Origin of the sequence: Streptomyces sp. SID486 (assembly GCF_009865385.1) — a bacterium.
Taxonomy (GTDB): Bacteria; Actinomycetota; Actinomycetes; order Streptomycetales; family Streptomycetaceae; genus Streptomyces.
Map to the genome: position 1 here is coordinate 1 of NZ_WWJT01000052.1, position 20,116 is coordinate 20,116.

A 20,116-nucleotide genomic window follows, 5' to 3' on the forward strand; every position below is an offset into this window, starting at 1 on the left:
GCGGCCCGCGGCCGGTAAGTGAGACCGGCGGACCGTTCCTGATCTCACGTGCGGGTGCGGCCCGCGGCCGGTAAGTGAGACCGGCGGACCGTTCCCTGATCTCACGTGCGGTCGCGGCCACCGCCGGCAAGTGAGACCGGTGAACTGTTCCCTGATCGGCAAGCGACCGCTTAGTATGCGATCGGACCCGGTCAGACAAAGCAGTCCCGTGGAGGCCCCGCATGCAGGCATGGCAAGTGCACGAGAACGGCGAGCCCGGCGAGGTGATGCGCCTGGCGGAGGTGGAGCGCCCCACCCCCGGCGACGGCCAGGTGCTGCTGCGGGTGCGCGCCGCCAACGTCAACTTCCCGGACGCCCTGCTGTGCCGGGGCCAGTACCAGGTGCGCCCGCCGCTGCCGTTCACACCCGGCGTGGAGATCTGCGGCGAGACCGAGGACGGCCGCCGGGTGATCGCCAACCCGGCGCTGCCCCACGGCGGTTTCGCCGAGTACGTCCTCGCCGACGCCGGCGCCCTGCTGCCCGCCCCCGAGTCGCTGGACGACGCCGAGGCCGCCGCGCTGCACATCGGCTACCAGACCGGCTGGTTCGGTCTGCACCGCCGCGCCCGCCTGGAGGCGGGGGAGACCCTGCTCGTGCACGCCGCCGCCGGCGGTGTGGGCAGTGCCGCCGTGCAGCTCGGCAAGGCCGCCGGCGCCACGGTGATCGGTGTCGTGGGCGGTGCGGACAAGGCCGCCGTCGCCCGTGAGCTGGGCTGTGACGTGGTCGTCGACCGGCGTGCCGAGGACGTCGTCGGCGCAGTGAAGGAGGCCACCGGCGGCCGGGGCGCGGACGTGATCTACGACCCCGTCGGCGGCGAGGCCTACGCGCAGTCGGCCAAGCTGGCCGCCTTCGAGGGCCGGATCGTGATCGTCGGCTTCGCCAGCGGCACGGTCCCGAGCCCCGCGCTCAACCACGCCCTGGTGAAGAACTACTCGATCCTCGGCCTGCACTGGGGCCTGTACAACACCCAGAACCCCAAGCTGGTCCAGCACTGCCACGAGCAGCTCACCGGGCTGGCCGCCCGGGGCGCCGTCAAGCCGCTGGTCAGCGAGCGGGTCCCGCTGAGCGAGGCCGCACGGGCCGTGCAGCGGGTCGCGGACGGCCGGTCCACCGGCCGGATCGCCGTGGTGGGGGAGGGGGCGGCATGACCGACGCCGCGGAACTGACGCGCCGCACCAGGGAGTTGCTGGCCGCCCACCCGCCGGCCGACACCGGCCGCCTGGACTTCCTGCGCGCCCGCTTCGACGCCGGCCTCGCCTGGGTGCACTACCCCGAGGGCCTCGGCGGACTGGGCGCCCCGCGCTCCCTCCAGGGCGTGGTGGACGCCGAGCTCCAGGCCGCCGGCGCCCCCGACAACGACCCCCGGCGCATCGGCATCGGCCTCGGCATGGCCGCGCCGACGATCCTCAAGTACGGCACCGAGGAGCAGAAGCGGCGCTTCCTGCGACCCCTGTGGACCGGTGAGGAGGTCTGGTGCCAGCTCTTCAGCGAACCCGGCGCCGGCTCCGACCTGGCCGCGCTCGGCACCCGGGCCGTCCGGGAAGGTGACGACTGGGTCGTCAACGGGCAGAAGGTGTGGACCTCCAGCGCCCACCTCGCCCGCTGGGCCATCCTCATCGCCCGCACCGACCCGACCGTGCCCAAGCACCAGGGCATCACCTACTTCGTCTGCGACATGACCGATCCGGGCGTCGAGGTCCGGCCGCTGCGCCAGATCACCGGCGAGGCCGAGTTCAACGAGGTCTTCCTCACCGACGTCCGCATCCCCGACAGCCACCGCCTCGGCGAGGTCGGCGACGGCTGGCGGGTCGCGCAGACCACCCTGATGAACGAGCGCGTCTCCATCGGCGGCATGGCCCTGCCCCGCGAGGGCGGCATGATCGGTCCGGTCGCGAAGACCTGGCGCGAACGCCCCGGACTGCGCACCCACGAGCTGCACCAGCGGCTGCTCAAGCTCTGGGTCGAGGCGGAGGTGGCCCGGTTCACCGGCGAGCGGCTGCGCCAGCAGCTCGTCGCCGGACAGCCCGGCCCCGAGGGATCCGGCATGAAGCTCGCCTTCGCCCGCCTCAACCAGGAGATCAGCGGCCTGGAGGTGGAGCTGCGCGGCGAGGAGGGGCTGTCGTACGACGACTGGACCATGCGCCGCCCCGAACTCGTCGACTTCACCGGCCGCGACGCCGGCTACCGCTACCTGCGCTCCAAGGGCAACAGCATCGAGGGCGGTACCAGCGAGGTGCTGCTGAACATCGTCGCCGAGCGCGTACTGGGGCTGCCCGCCGAGCCGCGCACCGACAAGGACGTCGCCTGGAAGGACCTGGCCCGATGACCGATCTCCTGTACTCCGAGGAGGAAGAGGCGCTGCGGGCCGCCGTCCGCGACCTGCTCACGGACCACTGCGCCCCGGCCGGCGTCATCGCCCGCACCGAGACGGACGCCCCGCACGACATGCCGCTGTGGAAGTCGCTCGCCGGCGGCATGGGCCTGGCCGGCCTGCTGGTGCCCGAGGAACTGGGCGGCCAGGGCGCCGGCCATCGCGAGGCCGCCGTGGTGCTGGAGGAGCTGGGCCGCGCCGTGGCACCCGTGCCCTACCTGTCGAGCGCCGTCGTCGCCACCGAGGCTCTGCTGGAGTGCGGGGCGGACGACCTGCTCGCCGAGCTGGCGTCGGCGACGACGATCGGGGTCCTCGCCGTCGGTCTGCACACCGCCCCGGGGGCCGGCTGCCCGGCCGTACGGGTGGAGGACGGCGCGCTGCACGGCGAGCTGACCGGCATCGCCGACGCGGCGATCGCCGACGTGCTGCTGGTGCCCGCCGACGACGGCGGTCTGTACGCGGTACCGGCCTCCGCCGCGACGATCACCCCGCAGGTGTCCCTCGACCTCACCCGGCCGCTCGCCCGCGTCACCCTGGACGGGGTGCGTGGCGCCCGACGGCTGGGCGACGCCGCTCCCGCCGTACGCCGCGCCCTGCGGGCCGCCGCCGGACTGCTCGCCTCCGAGCAGCTCGGCGTGGCCGACTGGGCGCTGACCGAGACGGTCCGGTACCTGAAGGAGCGCAAGCAGTTCAACCGGCCGGTCGGCGGCTTCCAGGCACTCAAGCACCGGCTCGCCCAGCTGTGGCTGGAGGTCGTCCACCTGCGGGCCGCCGCCCGTGCCGCCGCCGACGCGCTGGCCTGTGGCGAGGACACCGACGTCTCGGTGGCCGTCGCGCAGGCCTACGCGGCACCCGTCGCCGTCCACGCCACCGAGGAGGCGCTGCAACTGCACGGCGGGCTCGGCATGACCTGGGAACACCCGGTCCACCTGTACCTGAAGCGGGCCAAGGCCGACTCGATCGCGTACGGCACGGCCGGCGCGCACCGCTCGGCGCTGGCGGAACTGGTCGATCTCCAGGCGCCCTGACCCCGGACACCGGGCCGGTCCGGGCGGGGGCGGGACGCGCTCACCCCCAGCGGGCCCGCCCGGAGCCCTTCCTCGACGCCCACCCCTCCGCGTGACACCACACGATCGGAGGACATGTCAGCCGCCCGGACGAAGCCTCCGCTACGCCACACTTGCGGCCGAACGCCGCACATGGGGCGTGGCGGAAGGGGTTCCGATGGCGATTTCCATCTCTGTGGTGCTGCTGCTCCTGATCCTGGCCGTGATCTTCATGCGCAACGGCGCGCTGAAGGTCTCCCACGCCCTGGTCTGCATGCTGCTGGGTTTCTATCTGGCCAGCACGAGCATGGCGCCCACCATCCACAGCGGGCTCACCGCGACCGCGGACCTGGTGAGCAGCCTGCGGCCCTGACCCGGCCGGCGCTCAGGCCGCCGAGAAGACGCCGATGCCGTTGGGCACGGGGCGCTCGGCGCCGCCGCTCGGGTGGTTGCGCACGGTCACCGTGGTCTCGTCCGTGCCACGGGTGACCATCTCCGTGGAGCCGCCGCCGTCCAGGTTGAAGGCGTCGGTGGCGCCCAGCGACCGCATGGTGTCCGCCTCCTCCGCGACGGTCAGGCCGGAGCGGTAGGCGGCGGCGCCGTCCAGCGCCAGGAGCAGCAGTCGCCGCCCGTCGTCCTTGGTGCCCACGACCGTGCGCACGGCCGAGGTGACGTCGTTCAGACCGGACAGCGGGGTGCCGCCCCGCAGTACCGGAAAGCCGCCGATCGCGAACGCGTACGGCACCTTGGACGAGGCCGCCACCAGGGAGTGCGTGATATCCACCGGGTCGCCGACCGACAGCCCGCGCAGCTGCCGTGCGCCGTCCTCACGGCCCAGCAGCACCGTGGTGTCGGCGGGGATCGTGCCGCTGCCCGGGGCGTCCGAGGCGGACACCACCCGGCCCCCGCGCACCTTCACCTCGTAGGTGTCGTCGCTGCACGGCGCCGACCGCTGGGTGTCGGTGCCGCAGACGGCGCGCACCCGTGAGGCGCTGCCCCAGCGCGCGGTGAAGGCGCCGACCGAGTTCACCGGCAGGGCGTACTGGTTGAGGCCCTTCAGGGGCAGCCGGCCCTGCGGTGTGCCGACGGTGCCGGTCAGGGAGAGGCGGTCGAGCCTGGCCCGCCGGTCGGTGCCCACACCGAAGACCTCCAGGGTGTTCGTGCCCGGAGGCAGCGCCGGCCCGAACCGCTGGCCCTTCGGCACCGCCGCCTTGAGCGCCTGGCCGGCCGCCACGGCGGGTCCGACGGCCGCGCCGGTGGCCTCCACACCCGGGTGCTGCGTCTCGGTGATGTCGAAGAAGTCCCCGTTCACCCCGGCGACCGCCCCGGCCGAGTCCGCCAGCCGGGAGACGGTCGCGCGGGCCGCCACCACGCCCGGGTGGAGCAGGTCGACACGGACGTGCGGATCGGCCAGGTCCACCGTGAGCAGGTGGGCACGGGCCGTCCCCCCGGCCGTCTCGATGTCGAACTGCCGGTAGGTGACGCCCGGTGCGATCCGCTTGCCCGCGGACGCGGCACCGGCGGGTGCCGCACCCGTCGGTGCCGCACCCGCCGGAGTCGCGCCGGACAGCACGACGAACGCCGTGACAACCGTGAGAACCGTTCGGCCCGCCGCCGAACGTCTGCCGCGTCTGGTCACCGTGTCCCCTGACGTCTCGTCAACTGCTCCTGTGTGCAGGGGCAGTGCACCAGACTCAGGGAGCCGCAGGGCCGACTAGGCGTCGACGACGCGAGAACGGGTGAGAAAACGCACCCCGTCGGGTGCCTCCAGCGAGAAACCGCTGCCCCGTCCCGGCACGACGTCCACGATCAGCCGGGTGTGGCTCCACAGCTCGTACTGGCTGCGCGACATCCAGAACGTGACGGGCTCCGGCACGCCCTCCACCGCCAGCTCCGCCAGCAGCACGTCCGAGCCGCCGGTGCGGAACTCGCCGTCGGGGTAGCACATGGGGGCGCTGCCGTCGCAGCAGCCGCCGGACTGGTGGAACATCAGCGGGCCGTGTTCGGTTCGCAGACGGCGCACCAGGTCCGCCGCCGACGGGGTGAGTTCGACGCGCGGGGTCTCCTCGTCCATCTTCGCCCTCCTGGACGGCCGGGGTGCCGACCGGTCCAGTCTCACGGTCGGTCAGCAGCGCGTCCAGAAGGCGTCGTTCACCGGTGGCCGAGCACGTTGACGACCCGGCCGCCCGGGTCCCGGACGAAGAACCGCCGCACTCCCCACTCCTCGTCGGTCAGCGGGTGCACGATCTCCGCGCCGCGCTCCCGCATCGCCGCGTAGGCCGCGTCGACGTCCTCGACCTCGATGCTCAGGTCCGGGGCCACCGGAGCGGTCAGATCCTCACTCATGAGGCTCAGCTGGACGGCCGGGTTCCCGGTGGAGGCGAGCGTCCTGATCCACCCGTGGTCCATGACCTGCTCCAGGCCCAGGACGCCGTAGAACTCCGCGCTTTCGGGCAGGACGGTCGACTGGATGTTGGGCACGACACGGCGTACGGACATGATCGGGCTCCCCCTGGTCGTCGGCTCTGACGAGGGGTCAGCGTAGTCAGGCGTACGCGTCACCGCTCCGGTCGGGCTCGGTCGGGATGCCGGCCCGCCCGGGTGCTCGGCCGGTGTGGCGGGTCGGTCGGGTGCCGAAGCGGTCGGGTGCCGGACCGGGGTGCGGGGTCGGTCGGGGTGCTCGGCCGGTGTGGCGGGCCGCTCCGGTGCGGGGCCGGGGGGGAACCTGGTCAGGCGGTGTCGCGGACGTGTCGCATCAGCAGGGCGTACAGCGCCGAAGCCACCGCCATCCCGGCGGGCAGGGCCAGGTCGACGCCGCCCAGGGCGGCGGCCACGGGGCCGGTGTAGGCGGTGTCGACGCACAGCGCGGAGGCGGCCACACCCGCCCCGAGGGCCAGCGCCCCGGACCAGTTGACTCCGCCGGTGTACCAGAAGGGCCCGGCAGGGGACTCGTCGGCGAGGGCGGGGCCGTCGTAGCGGTTGCGGCGCAGCAGGATGTCCGTGGCGTAGACGGCCGTGCTCGGGCCGAGCAGGAGCACGGTCAGCTGGAGCACGTCGCCGACGGTGCCGAGGAAGTCCGAGACGAGCAGCGCGTACAAGGTCAGGGAGACCGACACGGCGCCGTCGACGAGGACGCTGAGCGAGCGCCGGATGCGCAGGCCGACCGCCTGCAGGGCGAGACCGGCGCTGTAGGCCGTCAGCGCGTTCAGCGCGACCGTGCCGAGGACCAGCGCGAGCAGGAAGACCGGACGGAACCAGCCGGGCAGCAGCGGCTGGAGCGAGGACTCCGGGTCGTTCATGTCGACGGCGGTCGCCGCACACGCGCCGAGCCCGCACACCAGGACGCTCGACACGAAGCCGCCGAACGCAGTCCAGCCCGCCACCGCCCTCGCGGGCGTGCTGCGGGGCAGATAGCGGGAGAAGTCCGCGCTCGTGGTGTAGGAGAGCGGCCCCGAGGCGATGAGGGCGACACCGGCCGGCAGCGTCGCCCACAGGGCGGTGCCCGTCAGCGGCCGCTCGGGGACGTATCCGACGTCCGTGTGCCGCAGCACCACCACCCCCACCGCGGCGAACACCGCCGTCAGGACCAGGGTGACGGGCAGGTAGAGCCGGACGATCGCGGCATGGCCGTAGACGCTGATGGCGAGCGTGACGGTGGCGACGAGCACCACCACCGCGGCCTTCACCCCGGTGTTCACCGGCAGTCCGGCCCTGTCCACCAGGGCGAAGGCCGCGGTCGCCGCGGCGGCCAGGTTCAGCGCGAAGTAGCACACGGAGATGAGCCAGCCGGTCACCGCGTTGTTCACCCGGTTCCCGCGCACCCCGTACATGGCCCGGGTGACGACCTCGCTCGGCGCGCCCGCCACCGGGCCCGGGACCGCCAGCAGGCCGGTGAGCAGCCAGAACAGATTGCCGACGACGATCACCGCGAGGGCCTGCCACAGGGTCAGCCCCATCAGCACCAGGCTGCCGCCCACGACCAGGCTCAGGTAGTTGACGTTCGCGGCGGCCCACACGGAGAACAGCTCGCCCGGGCGCCCGCGGCGTTCGGAATCCGGGATGTGGTCGATGCCGTGCGCCTCGACGCCGCCGGTGTGCCCGGTGTGCCCGGTATGCCCGGTGTCCCGGTATGCGGTGGTGCCGTCGGTGGTGCCGTCGAGAGGTGTGGGCCGCGGGCCGGGGTGCGGGTCGGGGAGCGTGGACGCCATGGGGCCCTCCGGAAGCGGTGGGATCGGCCTGGTCGCTTATTGGGCAGGTGACCAGTTGCTTATTGGTCGCACACTCAATAGCATCGCCGACATGTCGTCAAGCGTTCAGCGCAAGCGGATCCGCAAGGACCCCGCCGCCCGGCGGGCCGAGATCGTCGGGGCCGCGGCGGCTGTCGCCCTCGCCGAGGGACTGGAGTGCGTCACCCTGCGCCGGATCGCCGAGGATCTCGCCGTCCGCCCCGGGCTGATCAGCCACTACTTCCCATCGGCCGAGGACCTCGTCGCCGAGGCGTTCGGCAGCGCCGCGACCGGTGAGCTGGACCGGCTACTGCCGGGCGAGCTTGGTGAGATCGGTGAGAGCGGCGAGGCGGGGGAGCCGGAGGGTGAGTCGTCGGTCGGGCGTGCTGGGGTCGGGGAGCCGGAGGGTGAGTCGTCGGTCGGGCGTGCTGGGGTCGGGGGGTTTGAGGGTGAGCCGTCGGTCGGGCGTGCTGGGGTCGGGGGGCCTGAGGGTGAGCCGTCGGTCGGGCGTGCTGGGGGCGGAGAGTCTGACGGTGAGCCGTTGGCCGAGCGCGCCGGAGGCCGGGGCTTCGGCGGTCGGTCTGCGGCGGGCCGAGGGGGGCCGGGCGAGTTCGACGGCGAGCCGTCGGCCGGCCTCGGCGAGGTGCGCGAGTTCGGCAACCGGTCGCCGGCCGGCCGCGCCGGGGCGGAGGAACTCGACCGCCCGGTGCCGGCCGCCTCGCTCGCGGGTACGCCCACCCGACGTCTGGCGCGATTCCTCGCCCGTACCTCGGGAGAGGAGTACGACGCGATCAGCCGGCTGTGGATCAACGCCCGCCACCTCAGCCGTTACCGGCCCGTGCTCCGGGACCGCGTCGCCGAGCAGGAGACCGCCTGGCGCGACCGGCTCGAAGCGCTGATCCGGGACGGAGTGACCACCGGCGAGTTCGGCACGGACGATCCGCGGGCCACCGCCATCCAGATCCTGGTCGTCCTCGACGGCCTGGGCGTCCACGCGAACACCGCGACTCCGCAGCGACCGGCCGCGGTGCTCCGTATGCCGGTCACGACTGCGGAACGCGAACTCGGCCTGCCACCCGGCACGCTGGACCACCCCACCGGCTGACCCGTGCCCACCAGCTGACCTGTGTCTAACGGCTGACTTGTGCCCACCGGCTGACTTGTGCCCACCAGCTGACCTGTGTCCACCGGCTGACCTGTGTCCAGCGGCTGGCCCCCGCCTGACGGCCGACCCCCGTCTGACGGCTGACTGCGCGTTACGGGGGCTGCCCGCTACCGCCTCCACCCGCCTCCACCCACCTTTGACCCCGTCGACCTCGGCCGCGTTGGCCGGCCTCCGCTACCCCTGGCCCACGTTTGCTCCCGCCCCCGTCCGACTCCCGCGCCCGTCTCACGCGTGCATCACCCCCCTTGCCGTCCGCCAGACCCCCGCGCCGCCCGTCCTGCCGTCCGCCAGACCCCCGCGCCGCCTGCCGTCCGCCAGATCCCCGTGCCGACTGCATTCGGCCTGATCCCCCTGTCGCCCGCCTCACCCCTGCCGCCCCCTCCGTCATTGACGCCTGCCCCCCTCATGAGCGAAGGAGCCCCCGTGGCCGCCGATCTCGTCCTGCTCTCCGCCCGGCTGCTCGACCCCGGTACGGGCCGGTTCCTCCCGCACACCGCGCTCGCCGCGGAACGGGGGCGGATCAGCTTCCTCGGTGACGACCGGGACGCCCGGGCCCTCGCCGGGTCCCGCACCACCGTCGTCGACCTGCGTGGAGCGGTGGTCAGCGCGGGGTTCACCGACGGGCACCTGCACCCGGTCTCCGGCGCCGAACGCACCATGGGTGTCGACCTGTCCACCTGCCGCGACCTGGACGCCGTACGGGCCGCGCTCGCCGCGGCGGTGCGGGAACTGCGGCCCGGCGCCTGGGTACGCGGCTGGGGCCTGGACCCCAACGTCTTCGGCACCGCACCCGTCGGCAGCGCGGCCCTCGGCCCCGTCCTCGACGGGGTGCCCGCCCTCGTCGACCTGTTCGACGCGCACTCGGCGCTGGCCAGCGACCGCGCGCTGGAACTGGCGGGCATCGACGGCCCGCGCACCTTCGGTCAGGGCTCGGAGATCGTCTGCGACGACGCCGGCCGGCCCACCGGCCTGCTGCTGGAGGACGCGGCCTGCGAACTCGTCGAGGCGGTCGCCCCCCGGCCCACCGACGCCGAGATCCGCAGCCGTGCCGCCGAGGTGCTGGCCGCCATGGCCGCCTCCGGACTCACCGGCGGCCACGCCATGGACGCTAACGGGGACAGCCTCGCCGTCTACGCCGCCCTGGAGGCCGAAGGCGCCCTGCCCCTGCGTCTGCGGATCGCTCCCTGGTGCCGGCCCGAGGCGGACGACGACGCCGTCGCCGGTCTCGTCCGTGCGCAGGGCACCGGCGGCACCCTGTGGCGGGTGGCGGGCGTGAAGCTCTTCATGGACGGCACCATCGACAACGGCACCGCCTGGCTCGAGACCCCCGACTGCCACGGCGAGTCCGGCCACGCTCACTGGCCCGACCCGCTCCGCTACACCCAGGTGATCGCGGCACTCCACCGCGCCGGTGTTCCCACGGCGACCCACGCCATCGGCGACGCGGCTGTGCGGCACGTACTCGACGCCGTGGAAATGGCCCAGGCCGACAGTGGCGGGGCGGACGGTCCGGGCGTCGTCCGGCACCGGGTCGAGCACATCGAGACCGTGCCCGACGACACCGTACGACGCTTCGCGCCACTCGGCGTCGCCGCCTCGATGCAGCCCACCCACTGCTGCGAGTTCACCCGGGCGGACCACACCGACAACTGGTCGCGCCGGCTCGGCGAGGAGCGGGCGGGGCGCGCCTTCCGCTGCCGTGACCTGTGGGAGGCCGGGGCACGGGTCGTCCTCGGCTCCGACTGGCCCATCGCGCCGTACCCGCCGCTCCAGGTCATGGCCGGCGCCCGGCACCGCCGGCCCGCGGACCTCTCCCTTCCGCCGCATGGCCCCGGCCAGGCCCTCACCCCGCTCCAGGCGCTGCAGGGCATGACCGTCAACGCCGCCTGGGCCGCGGGGGAGGAGGACCACGCCGGACGTCTTGCTGTCGGCCACCGCGCCGACCTGACCGTGCTGGCCGACGACCCGCTGAGGGTGCCCGACACCGGGCTGGCCGAGCTGCCGGTGCTGCTCACGGCGGTGTCGGGGCGGATCACGCACCGGGGACCTCAGCTGTAGCGGGACGGCGCGGTCGGAGGAGGCCGGAGGAGGGGGGAGGACGGGCGCGGTGCTGCGGGCGGGTACGGGCGGCCTTCGAGTGGCGGTCCGCGGGGAGGTGCCGGGCGGCTCGATCGCGGCGGCCGGAGGTCAGTCCGATGAGTCGCGTCGTTCCTGGCGGGCGCGGCGGGCGCGGCGGGCCTCCGGCAGGAGCGGCAGCAGCGACAGGACGACGACCAGGCCGACCAGCGGCAGCAGGTAGTCGTCGATGTGCGGAACCGAGGCGCCCAGGGTGAACCCGGCCAGGACCAGCGCCTGCGACCACAGCAGACCGCCGACGGTCTGCCATTGGCGTGTGCTTCGCTGTTCACCAGAGCCCAGGACTGGTCCACGGTGCGGGGGGCGAGGACCGGGTCGGTGAAGGCCACGAGGCGTACGCGGGTCGCGGTGGACGAGGGGGTGAGGCGCAGGAGACGGGCGGTGGCGACCAGGAACGCGGGGGACGTGCCGGTGAAGGCGTGGGCGCGCACATTGCCTTCGGTGGCCTGGGTTCCGGTGGGGTCGGTGCGGACCCAGGTGACGCCGTCGAGGGCGGCGCCGCGCACCTGCCAGCCGCCCGCGTGCAGTTCGAGGCGTAGAGGACGCCCGAGGTCGTCCAGGGCGAGGTCGACCGATCCGCGGTGGTCGCCGGCGGGGCCGGTCAGCCGGGAGACGTAGCGCCAGCCGGACGGGCCGGGGGCGCACTGGAAGTGCTCTTCTGCGAGGGGGGTGTGATCGTGCGGATCGTGCAGCGAATAGCGGCCGTGGGGCATGGGGGTCCTGAGTCGTGACGGGCTGGTCCAGCCGGGAGCCGAAGGTTCCGGAGGCCGAAGGCTCCGGAAGCCGTAGGTCGTAGGTGCCGGGAGGTCGCGGGTCCTCGGGGGCCGGAGGAGGCCGTGGCCTCCGGGCTCGGGGGCCGGAGGAGGCCGTGGCCTCCGGGCTCGGAAGCCAAAGGGGCAGGCCCCCGGCACGGGGGTGCGGGGGCCTGCCTCTGAGGATCTGCTGCCGAGGAGGAGTGCGTGGGTGCACCGGCGCACTTCCTGCGGCGGACCGGAGACCGGTGCCGGAGACCGGTGATTGACCGGAACCCGGATCACCGGGCCACGGCTCCACCCGAGCTCCGCATCACCGGACGGCCGCCGGTCCCCGAACCGCCGGGTCACCGAATTCCCAGATCACCGGACGCCGGGTCACCGGACTCCCAGATCACCGGACGCCCGGGGCACCGGCTCAGTAGCGGTAGTGGTCTGACTTGAACGGGCCGTCGACCTCGACGCCGATGTACGCGGCCTGCTCCGGGCGCAGCTTGGTGAGCTTGACGCCGAGGCTGTCCAGGTGGAGGCGGGCGACCTTCTCGTCGAGGTGCTTGGGCAGCGTGTACACGCCGGTCGGGTACGCGTCGGGCTTGGTGAACAGCTCGATCTGGGCCAGGGTCTGGTCCGCGAAGGAGTTGGACATCACGAACGACGGGTGACCGGTGGCGTTGCCCAGGTTCAGCAGGCGGCCCTCGGACAGGACGATGATCACCTTGCCGTCGGGGAACGTCCAGGTGTGGACCTGCGGCTTGACCTCGTCCTTGACGATGCCCGGGATCTTGGCGAGGCCGGCCATGTCGATCTCGTTGTCGAAGTGACCGATGTTGCCGACGATCGCCTGGTGCTTCATCTTGGCCATGTCCGCGGCCATGATGATGTCCTTGTTGCCGGTCGTGGTGATGAAGATGTCGGCCTTGTCGACGACCTCGTCCAGCGTCGTGACCTGGTAGCCGTCCATCGCCGCCTGCAGGGCGCAGATCGGGTCGATCTCGGTGATGATCACTCGGGCGCCCTGGCCGCGCAGGGACTCGGCGCAGCCCTTGCCCACGTCGCCGTAGCCGCAGACGACGGCGGTCTTGCCGCCGATCAGGACGTCGGTGGCGCGGTTGATGCCGTCGATGAGGGAGTGGCGGCAGCCGTACTTGTTGTCGAACTTCGACTTGGTGACGGCGTCGTTGACGTTGATCGCCGGGAAGAGGAGGACGCCGTCGCGCTGCATCTCGTACAGGCGGTGGACACCGGTGGTGGTCTCCTCGGTCACGCCGCGGATCTCGGAGGCCAGCTGGGTCCACTTCTGGGGGTTCTCGCCCAGGGTGCGGTGCAGCAGCTGGAGGATGACGCGGTGCTCGTCGGACTCGGCCGTCTCCAGGCCGGGGACCTTGCCGTCCTTCTCGTACTCGACGCCCTTGTGGACGAGGAGGGTGGCGTCACCGCCGTCGTCCAGGATCATGTTCGGGCCGCCGGTGGGGCTGTCCGGCCAGGTCAGCGCCTGCTCGGTGCACCACCAGTACTCCTCCAGCGTCTCGCCCTTCCAGGCGAAGACCGGGATGCCCTGGGGGTTGTCCGGGGTGCCGTTCGGGCCGACGGCGATGGCGGCTGCCGCGTGGTCCTGGGTGGAGAAGATGTTGCAGGAGGCCCAGCGGACGCGAGCGCCGAGGGCGACCAGGGTCTCGATGAGGACGGCGGTCTGCACGGTCATGTGCAGGGAGCCGGTGACACGGGCGCCGGCCAGCGGCTGCGCCTCGGCGTACTCCTTGCGGATCGCCATCAGGCCGGGCATCTCGTGCTCGGCGAGGGTGATCTCCTTGCGGCCGAACTCGGCCAGCGAGAGATCGGCGACCTTGAAGTCCTGTCGGTTCTCGACAGTCGTCATTGCGAGCTGCTCCTCGGGGTTTGGGGCGAGGTGGGTACGGCTGGTCTGCGCGGCGGCGGGCACAGCGATGCCCGAGATGAGGACACTGGCATGCCCACGTACGCGCAGCGCAGTCCGTCGGAGGCCCTCTCTCCCTCGGCCGGTCCGTGCGGGACCGCCCGACCGCCATCAGCAGCGACGTCTGGCTCCGTCCCAAGCTACACCGGAGGGCCCGGTCGCCCCCAGTCCGCCTGCTGATTCCCCCGGTCGGTTTCGAGGCGTTCCGAGGGGTCGGAGCGGGGGCCCGCGGTTGTGCGGAAAGCGTGCAACCAGTGCCGATGAAACCGACGCTTACCTGCACTTTTCCGTCGGTGGGCCGCTGATGGGGTGGTGCAGGATGCAGGGGGACCGGGAGTTCCGGTTCCGCTCGCGGGGCGCCTCGGGACGGTGCCGCGCGTGCGCCCGAGCGTGAGGAGATCGACGTGACCGGTCCGGCCGGGCCGCCCGCCACGGGTGGCCGCGATGACGAACGGCAGCCGTTGAAGCTGCTGGCGGTGACCGCCTGCCCGACGGGCATCGCGCACACGTACATGGCCGCGGAGAAGCTCGCACAGGCCGCGGCGAGCCGGGGCATCGAGATGAAGGTGGAGACGCAGGGATCCATCGGGGCCGAGAACATCCTGGATGACAACGATGTCAGTAGCGCGGACGGCATCATCGTCGCCGCCGACAAGGACGTGGACCTGAGCCGGTTCGTGGGCAAGCGGGTGCTCGCGGTCGGGGTCGCGGAAGGTGTCCACCACCCGGAGCGGCTGATCGAGCGGGTGCGGTCGGCGCCCGTGCACGGGGCGGACGGGGCCGTTGACGGTCCGGCCGCGCCTTGGCCGGGCGGCCGGGAGCGGGGCCCGGTGTACAAGGCGCTGATGAACGGCGTGTCGTACATGATCCCGTTCGTGGTCGTCGGAGGTCTGCTGATCGCGGTCTCGCTGGCACTCGGCGGACATGCGACGGCCAAGGGCTACGTGATCCCGGAGGGCACCTTCTGGGCGCACGTCAACGCGGTGGGCGGGATCGGCTTCCAGCTGATGATCCCGGTCCTGTCGGGCTACATCGCCTACGCGATCGCCGACCGGCCCGCGCTGGTGCCGGGCATGATCGGGGGCTGGATCGCCAACACCGGGGCGCTGTACGACTCCGAGGCCGGCGCGGGCTTCATCGGAGCGATCGTCACCGGGTTCCTCGCCGGGTATCTGGTGCTGTGGATCAAGAAGGTCCGGGTGCCGAGGTTCGTGCAGCCGATCATGCCGATCATCGTGATCCCGATCGTGGCGACGACGGCGCTCGGGCTGTTCTTCATCTATGTCATCGGCAAGCCGATCTCCTGGGTGTTCGAGCACCTGACGAGCTGGCTCGGCGGTATGACCGGAACCAGCGCGGTGCTGCTCGGCGCGATCCTGGGGCTGATGATCGCGTTCGACATGGGCGGACCGGTCAACAAGACGGCGTTCCTGTTCGGCGCGGGGCTCATCGCGAGCGGCAACCAGACGGTGATGGGCATGTGCGCGGCGGCGATCCCGGTGATGCCGCTCGGCCAGGGCCTGGCCACGCTGATCCGGCGGCGGCTCTACACCGAGCAGGAGCGGGAGACGGGTCTCGCGGCCCTGTTCATGGGGTGCTTCGGTATCTCGGAGGGTGCGATCCCGTTCGCGGCGGCGCGGCCGGCTCACGTCATCCCGGCGAACATGCTGGGCGGCGCGGTGGCCGGCGCGGTCGCGGGGGTGACCGGGGTGAAGGACGCGGTGCCGCACGGCGGGCCGATCGTGGCGGTGCTGGGCGCGGTGAGCGGGGTGCCGATGTTCTTCGTGGCCGTGGTGGCCGGCACGACGGTGACGGCGCTGGCGACGGTGGCGCTGGTGGACGTGAGTGGCCGCCGGGGGCGTGCGGAGGCGGCCGGGAGTGCCGGTAGGGCCGTCCCGGTGCCGGCCGGGGCGACCGCGGGAGCGGTCATACCGGCGCAGGCGTCCGGGGAAGGCGTGCGCACCGGTGCGGAGGCGGCGGGCGGCGACGCGGATGCGGCCCCTGCGGATGCGGCCCCTGCGGAGGGGACGCCTGCCCAGGGCACGGGCACCGCGGCTACGGCTACGGCAGTGACTGCTGCTACGGCAGCGGCAACGGCAGCGGCTACGGCTACGGCTGCGGCTGCGGCTGCGGCTGCGGCTACGGCTGCGGCTGCGGCTGCGCCCGAGGTGCTGTCGGGGTACCTGACCGAGCGCACCGTGCGGGTGGCCCTCGGAGCGGCGGAGAAGGAGGCTGCCGTCCGGGAGATGGCGGATCTGCTCGCGCGCAGTGACCGCGTGGACGATGTGACCGAGCTGGTGGCCACCGCACTGCGCCGTGAGGAGCAGGGGACCACCGGGCTCGGGGAGGAGATCGCGATCCCGCACGCCAAGACGGACGCGGTGACGGCGCCGGTCGTCGGTTTCGCGCGGTCGGCCGAGGGCGTCGAGTGGGGTTCGCTGGACGGTACGAAAGCCCGGCTGATCTTCATGATCGCCGTACCGGAGGCGGCCGCCGGTGACGAGCATCTGCGGATCCTCGCCCTGCTGTCCCGCAAGCTGATGGACGCCGGGTTCCGGGAGCGGCTGCTCACGGCACCGGACGAGCAGGCGGTACTGGCGGTGCTCGCCGAAGTCGGCTGAAGGACACGGCGGCCGGCTGGGGCGGGCCGCCGGCGACAGCAGCGCGGCGGAGGAGAGGCCGCTGGCAGCAGCACGGCGGAGGAGAGACCGCTGGCAGCAGCGCGGCGGAGGAGAGACCGCTGGCCAAGCAGCACGCCGGGGCGGCGGCCGGTACCGCGCCGTGGCCCGTACGGCAGGTCCGACGCCGGCCGTCTCTCCCCGGCAGCGCGGTGTCGTGCCGTGTGGCCGCGGGCGTCCGCCCGGGGCATGGTCGGCGGTGAGTGGGCGGAGGCCAGCGGCCGGAGGCCGGGGGCAGTGGCCGGAGGCCAGCGGCCGCGGTGAGTGGGCGGAGGCCAGCGGCCGGGGGCAGTGGCCGGAGGTCGGCAGCCGGGGTCAGTGGCCGGAGGTCGGCAGCCGGAGGCGGAGGGCTGAGGTCGACAGCCGAGGGCGGAGGTCGGCGGGCGGCGTCAGTGGGCGGGGGCGTGCGGGGGTGGGCCGCCCGGGGTCGCCTCCGGGTCCGGGCCCTTGGCGGCCTCGGCCTCGCTGTAGACGTCCGGCTCCAGGTAGATGACGCGGGCGATGGGGACGGCGGCGCGGATGCGGGCTTCGGCGGCGTTGATGGCGGCCGCTACCTCGGTGGCGGTGTCGTCGTGCCGGACGGCGATCTTCGCGGCGACCAGCAGCTCCTCGGGGCCGAGGTGCAGGGTGCGCATGTGGATGATGCGGGTGACCGTGTCGCCGTCGACGGTCGCCGCCTCGATCTGCTTGACGACCTCGATGCCCGCGGCCTCACCGAGCAGCAGCGACTTGGTCTCGGCGGCGAGCACCAGGGCGATCAGGACGAGCAGGACACCGATGCAGACGGTGCCGATGCCGTCCCAGACGCCGTCGCCGGTGAGCAGGGCGAGGCCGACGCCGCCCAGGGCGAGGACCAGACCGATGAGCGCGCCGAAGTCCTCCAGGAGGACGACGGGCAGCTCGGGTGCCTTGGCGCGGCGGATGAACTGGGCCCAGGAGAGCTTGCCGCGCAGCTCGTTGGACTCCTTGATCGCCGTGCGGAAGGAGAAGCCCTCCGCGATGATCGCGAAGGCGAGGACGCCGACCGGCCAGTACCAGTGCTCCAGTTCGTGGGGGTGGCGGACCTTCTCGTAGCCCTCGTAGATGGCGAACATGCCGCCGACGGAGAAGAGCACGATCGAGACCAGGAAGGCGTAGATGTACCGCTCGCGGCCGTAGCCGAAGGGGTGCTGCGGGGTCGCCTCGCGCTGCGCCTTCTTGCCGCCGACGAGCAGCAGGAACTGGTTGCCGGAGTCGGCGAGCGAGTGGACGCCCTCGGCGAGCATCGAGGAGGAGCCGCTGAACGCGAACGCCACGAACTTCGATGCCGCGATCGCGAGGTTGGCGCCGAGTGCCGCCACGATCGCCCTGGTACCGCCTGACGCGCTCATGTGTCCGCGTTGTCCCTTCGCCTGTGTCGGCCTCTGCCGCCCTCTGGGTCCGTCCGTACGGGTGCCCGGCTTTGCCCGGCCTTTGCCGGTGGGTCATTCTCGCAGCCCGGCCGGGCACCGGTGCGTCAGGTATCCACAACCGCGGTCATATGATCCACCGACTGTCCACAGCCCTGGTCATACGATCACGGTGGCGCGGAAGACCGTGCCCGCGCCCGAGATCTCCGCCTTCTCGCCGGCCGGGACGAAGACCGAGTGGCCGGGGCCCAGGTCGTGCTCGCCCGCACGGACGGTGCCGGACGTGCAGAGCAGGATCTGCGGGGTGTCCCGGGTGAGGTCGTGGGCGGTGCCGCCGGCGGCGAGGACGTACCGGGAGAGCCGGAACTCGTCGATCGGCGTGGCGTAGACCTCCTCGTCGTCCGGGGACGCCTCGGGGCGCAGTGCGCCCGGGTCGCTCGCCTCGAAGCGGACGATGCGCAGGAGTTCGGGGACGTCGACGTGCTTGGGTGTCAGGCCGCAGCGCAGGACGTTGTCGGAGTTGGCCATGATCTCGACGCCGAGGCCGCTGAGGTAGGCGTGCGGGATGCCGGCGCCGAGGAAGAGTGCCTCGCCGGGCTGCAGCCGGACGTGGTTGAGCAGCATGGCCGCGATGACGCCGGGGTCGCCCGGGTAGTGGTGGGCGATGTCGGCGTACGGGGCGTAGTCGCCGCCGAGCCGGGTGCAGGCGGCGGTGGCCTCGGCGACGGTGTGGGCCATCTCCCGCGGGTCGGCGCCGAGGATCGCGGTGAGAACCTCGCGCAGGGCCGCGTCCGCGGGGTGGGCGTGCAGCAGGTCGACGTACGGCTTGAGGGAGTCGACGCCGAGCCCGTCGAGCAGGCCCGCGGCCTGGAGCGGGTCGCGGAAGCCGCACAGGCCGTCGAACTCGGTGAGCGCGCAGATCAGTTCGGGCTTGTGGTTGGCGTCCTTGTAGTTGCGGTGCGGGGCGTCGAGCGGGACGCCGCGCCGCTCCTCGTCCGCGTACCCCTCCTCGGCCTGCTTCAGGTCGGGGTGCACCTGGAGGGACAGGGGCGCTCCGGCGGCGAGGATCTTGAGCAGGAACGGCAGACGCGGGCCGAACCTGGCGACCGCGCGGGCGCCGAGTTCACGCTCCGGGTCGGCCTCGATGACCTCGACGAGGGTCCCGCGCGCGGTGCGCGACGGCGCACCGGGGTGCGCGCCCATCCACATCTCCGCCTGGGGTTCGCCGCTCGGCTCGACGCCGAGGAGGTGCGGGATGGCGGTGGTGGAGCCCCAGGCGTAGGGGCGGACGGTGTTGTCGAGGCGGTCCATGTGTCTTCTCTGTCTCCGTACGTGCGCGGCTCGGCCGGCGTTGTCGCTTCGTCCCGCGCCGTGGCTGGGCGCGGACGGTCGGCCAGGAGCCAGATCAGGCCCCCGAAGCGAGCGCCAGGTAAACGGCGGCGAAATCCGTGACGGCGATCAGCTCCGCGAGGGTCTCCAGTTCGCCGCCCTCCTCCGGTTCGAGTTCGCTGATCGGGGCGTCGTGGCTGAGGGCCACGTCCCGGGCGGCGGGGGCCGCGCTGAGGCCGCTGAGGGGGCGGTCGCGGAGCAGCACCACGCGCGCGTGCAGCGCGGGCGGCTCCTCCACGCGGTCGCGGAAGAAGTCGTCCGGGTCGGCGCTGGCGGCGAGCGGGCCGGCCAGCAGGGCGCTGTGCGCGGCGAGCGCCTCGGGCAGTTCGGCGACGAGGGCGGGGCGGCCGGCGAGTTCGGCGAGGGCGGCGGCGAAGCGCCGGCCCGCCGGACCGGCCGACGTGCCCTCGGTCCACACGACGGGCAGCGCGTCGGCGAGTTCGGCGGCGAGGGTCTTGGCGGGGTTGCTGTAGGTGGCGATGGCGGGGCCGCAGCGCTCCGCGATGTGGTCCAGGCGGTCGGCGACCTTCTCCAGGGCGTCCGGCGGGGCGGCGAGCAGGCCGATCCGGTCGAGCACGGCCAGCAGCGGGGTCAGCAGCGCCCAGAAGACGCCCGGAGAGGACGCGGCGAGCGGTTCCTCCTGGTCGTACGGCGCCGTGGCCATCGGCACGAACAGGCCGTGCGCACCGGCGACGGCCTCGGCGAGCGGGGTGTCGGGCGGGGCCACGCCGACGACCGAGCAGCCGCGGCGGTACGCCTGGTCGGCGAGGAGGGAGAGGCTCGGTTCGGTGCCGTCCGGTGTGGCGATCAGCAGCAGGTCCACGGAGCCGGTCCAGCCGGGCAGTTCCCAGCGCAGGGCGCCCGCGGCCGGGGCGACGCCGTCGGGGGCGAGCCGGACGACGGGGCTGCCGACGCCGGCCAGCGTGCCGAGGAGGTCGGCGGTGTGGGTGGCGGCGGCGCCGGGGCCGGCGATGAGGACCGCGCGGGGGCGGC

Annotated in this window: 15 protein-coding genes and 3 pseudogenes; 8 read left to right on the forward strand and 10 right to left on the reverse strand. The window is 73.3% G+C overall.

The window, feature by feature from the left end:
- Nucleotides 1-221: 221 nt before the first annotated feature.
- The 4 genes from GT045_RS02760 to GT045_RS02775 all read left to right on the forward strand — a co-directional run bounded on the left by GT045_RS02760 (nucleotide 222) and on the right by GT045_RS02775 (nucleotide 3,829).
- Nucleotides 222-1,187, forward strand: coding sequence for an NADPH:quinone oxidoreductase family protein (locus GT045_RS02760; protein WP_161293361.1), 966 nt, complete (start codon nucleotides 222-224; stop codon nucleotides 1,185-1,187).
- Complete coding sequence (locus tag GT045_RS02765; RefSeq protein WP_161333168.1) at nucleotides 1,184-2,365, forward strand: acyl-CoA dehydrogenase family protein; 1,182 nt, start codon at nucleotides 1,184-1,186, stop codon at nucleotides 2,363-2,365. Before GT045_RS02760 ends, GT045_RS02765 begins: the two co-directional genes overlap by 4 nt.
- Nucleotides 2,362-3,438, forward strand: coding sequence for an acyl-CoA dehydrogenase family protein (locus GT045_RS02770; protein WP_161333169.1), 1,077 nt, complete (start codon nucleotides 2,362-2,364; stop codon nucleotides 3,436-3,438). The genes GT045_RS02765 and GT045_RS02770 overlap by 4 nt, the downstream gene beginning before the upstream one ends.
- A 196-nt stretch (nucleotides 3,439-3,634) precedes the next feature.
- Complete coding sequence (locus GT045_RS02775) at nucleotides 3,635-3,829, forward strand: hypothetical protein (RefSeq protein ID WP_059247976.1); 195 nt, start codon at nucleotides 3,635-3,637, stop codon at nucleotides 3,827-3,829.
- 12 nt (nucleotides 3,830-3,841) lie between these two features.
- On the opposite strand, the gene GT045_RS02780 is transcribed toward GT045_RS02775, so the two are convergent.
- The 4 genes from GT045_RS02780 to GT045_RS02795 all read right to left on the reverse strand — a co-directional run bounded on the left by GT045_RS02780 (nucleotide 3,842) and on the right by GT045_RS02795 (nucleotide 7,664).
- The gene (locus GT045_RS02780; protein WP_345942529.1) at nucleotides 3,842-5,095 is read right to left on the reverse strand and encodes a phosphodiester glycosidase family protein; all 1,254 of its coding nucleotides are present in this window, start codon (nucleotides 5,093-5,095) and stop codon (nucleotides 3,842-3,844) included.
- Nucleotides 5,096-5,170: 75 nt separating this feature from the next.
- Nucleotides 5,171-5,530: a DUF779 domain-containing protein gene (locus GT045_RS02785; protein WP_161293367.1), complete on the reverse strand. Its 360-nt coding sequence runs from the start codon at nucleotides 5,528-5,530 to the stop codon at nucleotides 5,171-5,173.
- 77 nt (nucleotides 5,531-5,607) lie between these two features.
- The gene (locus tag GT045_RS02790; protein WP_161293369.1) at nucleotides 5,608-5,955 is read right to left on the reverse strand and encodes a VOC family protein; all 348 of its coding nucleotides are present in this window, start codon (nucleotides 5,953-5,955) and stop codon (nucleotides 5,608-5,610) included.
- 230 nt (nucleotides 5,956-6,185) lie between these two features.
- Nucleotides 6,186-7,664 (reverse strand): cytosine permease, encoded by a 1,479-nt coding sequence (locus tag GT045_RS02795; protein WP_161333170.1) that lies wholly within the window; start codon nucleotides 7,662-7,664, stop codon nucleotides 6,186-6,188.
- A gap of 91 nt (nucleotides 7,665-7,755) precedes the next feature.
- Between GT045_RS02795 and GT045_RS02800 the strand changes: the two are divergent.
- From GT045_RS02800 to GT045_RS02810, 3 genes and pseudogenes are all read left to right on the forward strand, one after another.
- Nucleotides 7,756-7,998: pseudogene (locus GT045_RS02800) on the forward strand (TetR family transcriptional regulator); the annotation flags it as partial.
- A 15-nt stretch (nucleotides 7,999-8,013) separates the two neighbouring features.
- Nucleotides 8,014-8,787: a TetR family transcriptional regulator C-terminal domain-containing protein gene (locus tag GT045_RS40640; RefSeq protein ID WP_345942530.1), complete on the forward strand. Its 774-nt coding sequence runs from the start codon at nucleotides 8,014-8,016 to the stop codon at nucleotides 8,785-8,787.
- 483 nt (nucleotides 8,788-9,270) lie between these two features.
- Nucleotides 9,271-10,905 (forward strand): amidohydrolase, encoded by a 1,635-nt coding sequence (locus GT045_RS02810; RefSeq protein ID WP_161333171.1) that lies wholly within the window; start codon nucleotides 9,271-9,273, stop codon nucleotides 10,903-10,905.
- A 129-nt stretch (nucleotides 10,906-11,034) separates the two neighbouring features.
- On the opposite strand, the pseudogene GT045_RS39410 reads toward GT045_RS02810, so the two are convergent.
- The 3 genes and pseudogenes from GT045_RS39410 to ahcY form a co-directional block, all read right to left on the reverse strand.
- Nucleotides 11,035-11,232 (reverse strand): annotated as a pseudogene (locus GT045_RS39410) (DedA family protein); the annotation flags it as partial.
- 2 nt (nucleotides 11,233-11,234) lie between these two features.
- Nucleotides 11,235-11,696 (reverse strand): annotated as a pseudogene (locus GT045_RS02820) (hypothetical protein); the annotation flags it as partial.
- Nucleotides 11,697-12,153: 457 nt separating this feature from the next.
- A complete protein-coding gene (ahcY, locus tag GT045_RS02825) occupies nucleotides 12,154-13,611 on the reverse strand; it encodes an adenosylhomocysteinase (protein ID WP_161289870.1) in 1,458 nt (485 codons plus the stop codon).
- A gap of 461 nt (nucleotides 13,612-14,072) precedes the next feature.
- On the opposite strand from ahcY, the gene GT045_RS02830 reads away from it, so the two are divergent.
- Nucleotides 14,073-16,289 (forward strand): fructose-specific PTS transporter subunit EIIC, encoded by a 2,217-nt coding sequence (locus GT045_RS02830; RefSeq protein WP_161333172.1) that lies wholly within the window; start codon nucleotides 14,073-14,075, stop codon nucleotides 16,287-16,289.
- 446 nt (nucleotides 16,290-16,735) lie between these two features.
- On the opposite strand, the gene GT045_RS02835 is transcribed toward GT045_RS02830, so the two are convergent.
- The 3 genes from GT045_RS02835 to GT045_RS02845 form a co-directional block, all read right to left on the reverse strand.
- Nucleotides 16,736-17,716: a cation diffusion facilitator family transporter gene (locus tag GT045_RS02835; RefSeq protein WP_161333173.1), complete on the reverse strand. Its 981-nt coding sequence runs from the start codon at nucleotides 17,714-17,716 to the stop codon at nucleotides 16,736-16,738.
- Nucleotides 17,717-17,893: 177 nt separating this feature from the next.
- The gene (gene manA / locus GT045_RS02840; RefSeq protein WP_161333174.1) at nucleotides 17,894-19,045 is read right to left on the reverse strand and encodes a mannose-6-phosphate isomerase, class I; all 1,152 of its coding nucleotides are present in this window, start codon (nucleotides 19,043-19,045) and stop codon (nucleotides 17,894-17,896) included.
- 94 nt (nucleotides 19,046-19,139) lie between these two features.
- Nucleotides 19,140-20,116, reverse strand: a 977-nt coding sequence (locus GT045_RS02845) for an SIS domain-containing protein (RefSeq protein ID WP_161333175.1), incomplete at its 5' end; no start/stop codon positions are given.

What these genes read in the sequence shown, in the direction of transcription:
- GT045_RS02770 (WP_161333169.1), top strand. Translation starts at nt 2,362, where the DNA reads ATGACCGATCTCCTGTACTCCGAGGAGGAAGAGGCGCTGCGGGCCGCC.
- GT045_RS02835 (WP_161333173.1), bottom strand. Translation starts at nt 17,716, where the DNA reads ATGAGCGCGTCAGGCGGTACCAGGGCGATCGTGGCGGCACTCGGCGCC.
- GT045_RS02765 (WP_161333168.1), top strand. Translation starts at nt 1,184, where the DNA reads ATGACCGACGCCGCGGAACTGACGCGCCGCACCAGGGAGTTGCTGGCC.
- GT045_RS02760 (WP_161293361.1), top strand. Translation starts at nt 222, where the DNA reads ATGCAGGCATGGCAAGTGCACGAGAACGGCGAGCCCGGCGAGGTGATG.
- GT045_RS02795 (WP_161333170.1), bottom strand. Translation starts at nt 7,664, where the DNA reads ATGGCGTCCACGCTCCCCGACCCGCACCCCGGCCCGCGGCCCACACCT.
- manA (WP_161333174.1), bottom strand. Translation starts at nt 19,045, where the DNA reads ATGGACCGCCTCGACAACACCGTCCGCCCCTACGCCTGGGGCTCCACC.
- GT045_RS02785 (WP_161293367.1), bottom strand. Translation starts at nt 5,530, where the DNA reads ATGGACGAGGAGACCCCGCGCGTCGAACTCACCCCGTCGGCGGCGGAC.
- ahcY (WP_161289870.1), bottom strand. Translation starts at nt 13,611, where the DNA reads ATGACGACTGTCGAGAACCGACAGGACTTCAAGGTCGCCGATCTCTCG.
- GT045_RS02775 (WP_059247976.1), top strand. Translation starts at nt 3,635, where the DNA reads ATGGCGATTTCCATCTCTGTGGTGCTGCTGCTCCTGATCCTGGCCGTG.
- GT045_RS02790 (WP_161293369.1), bottom strand. Translation starts at nt 5,955, where the DNA reads ATGTCCGTACGCCGTGTCGTGCCCAACATCCAGTCGACCGTCCTGCCC.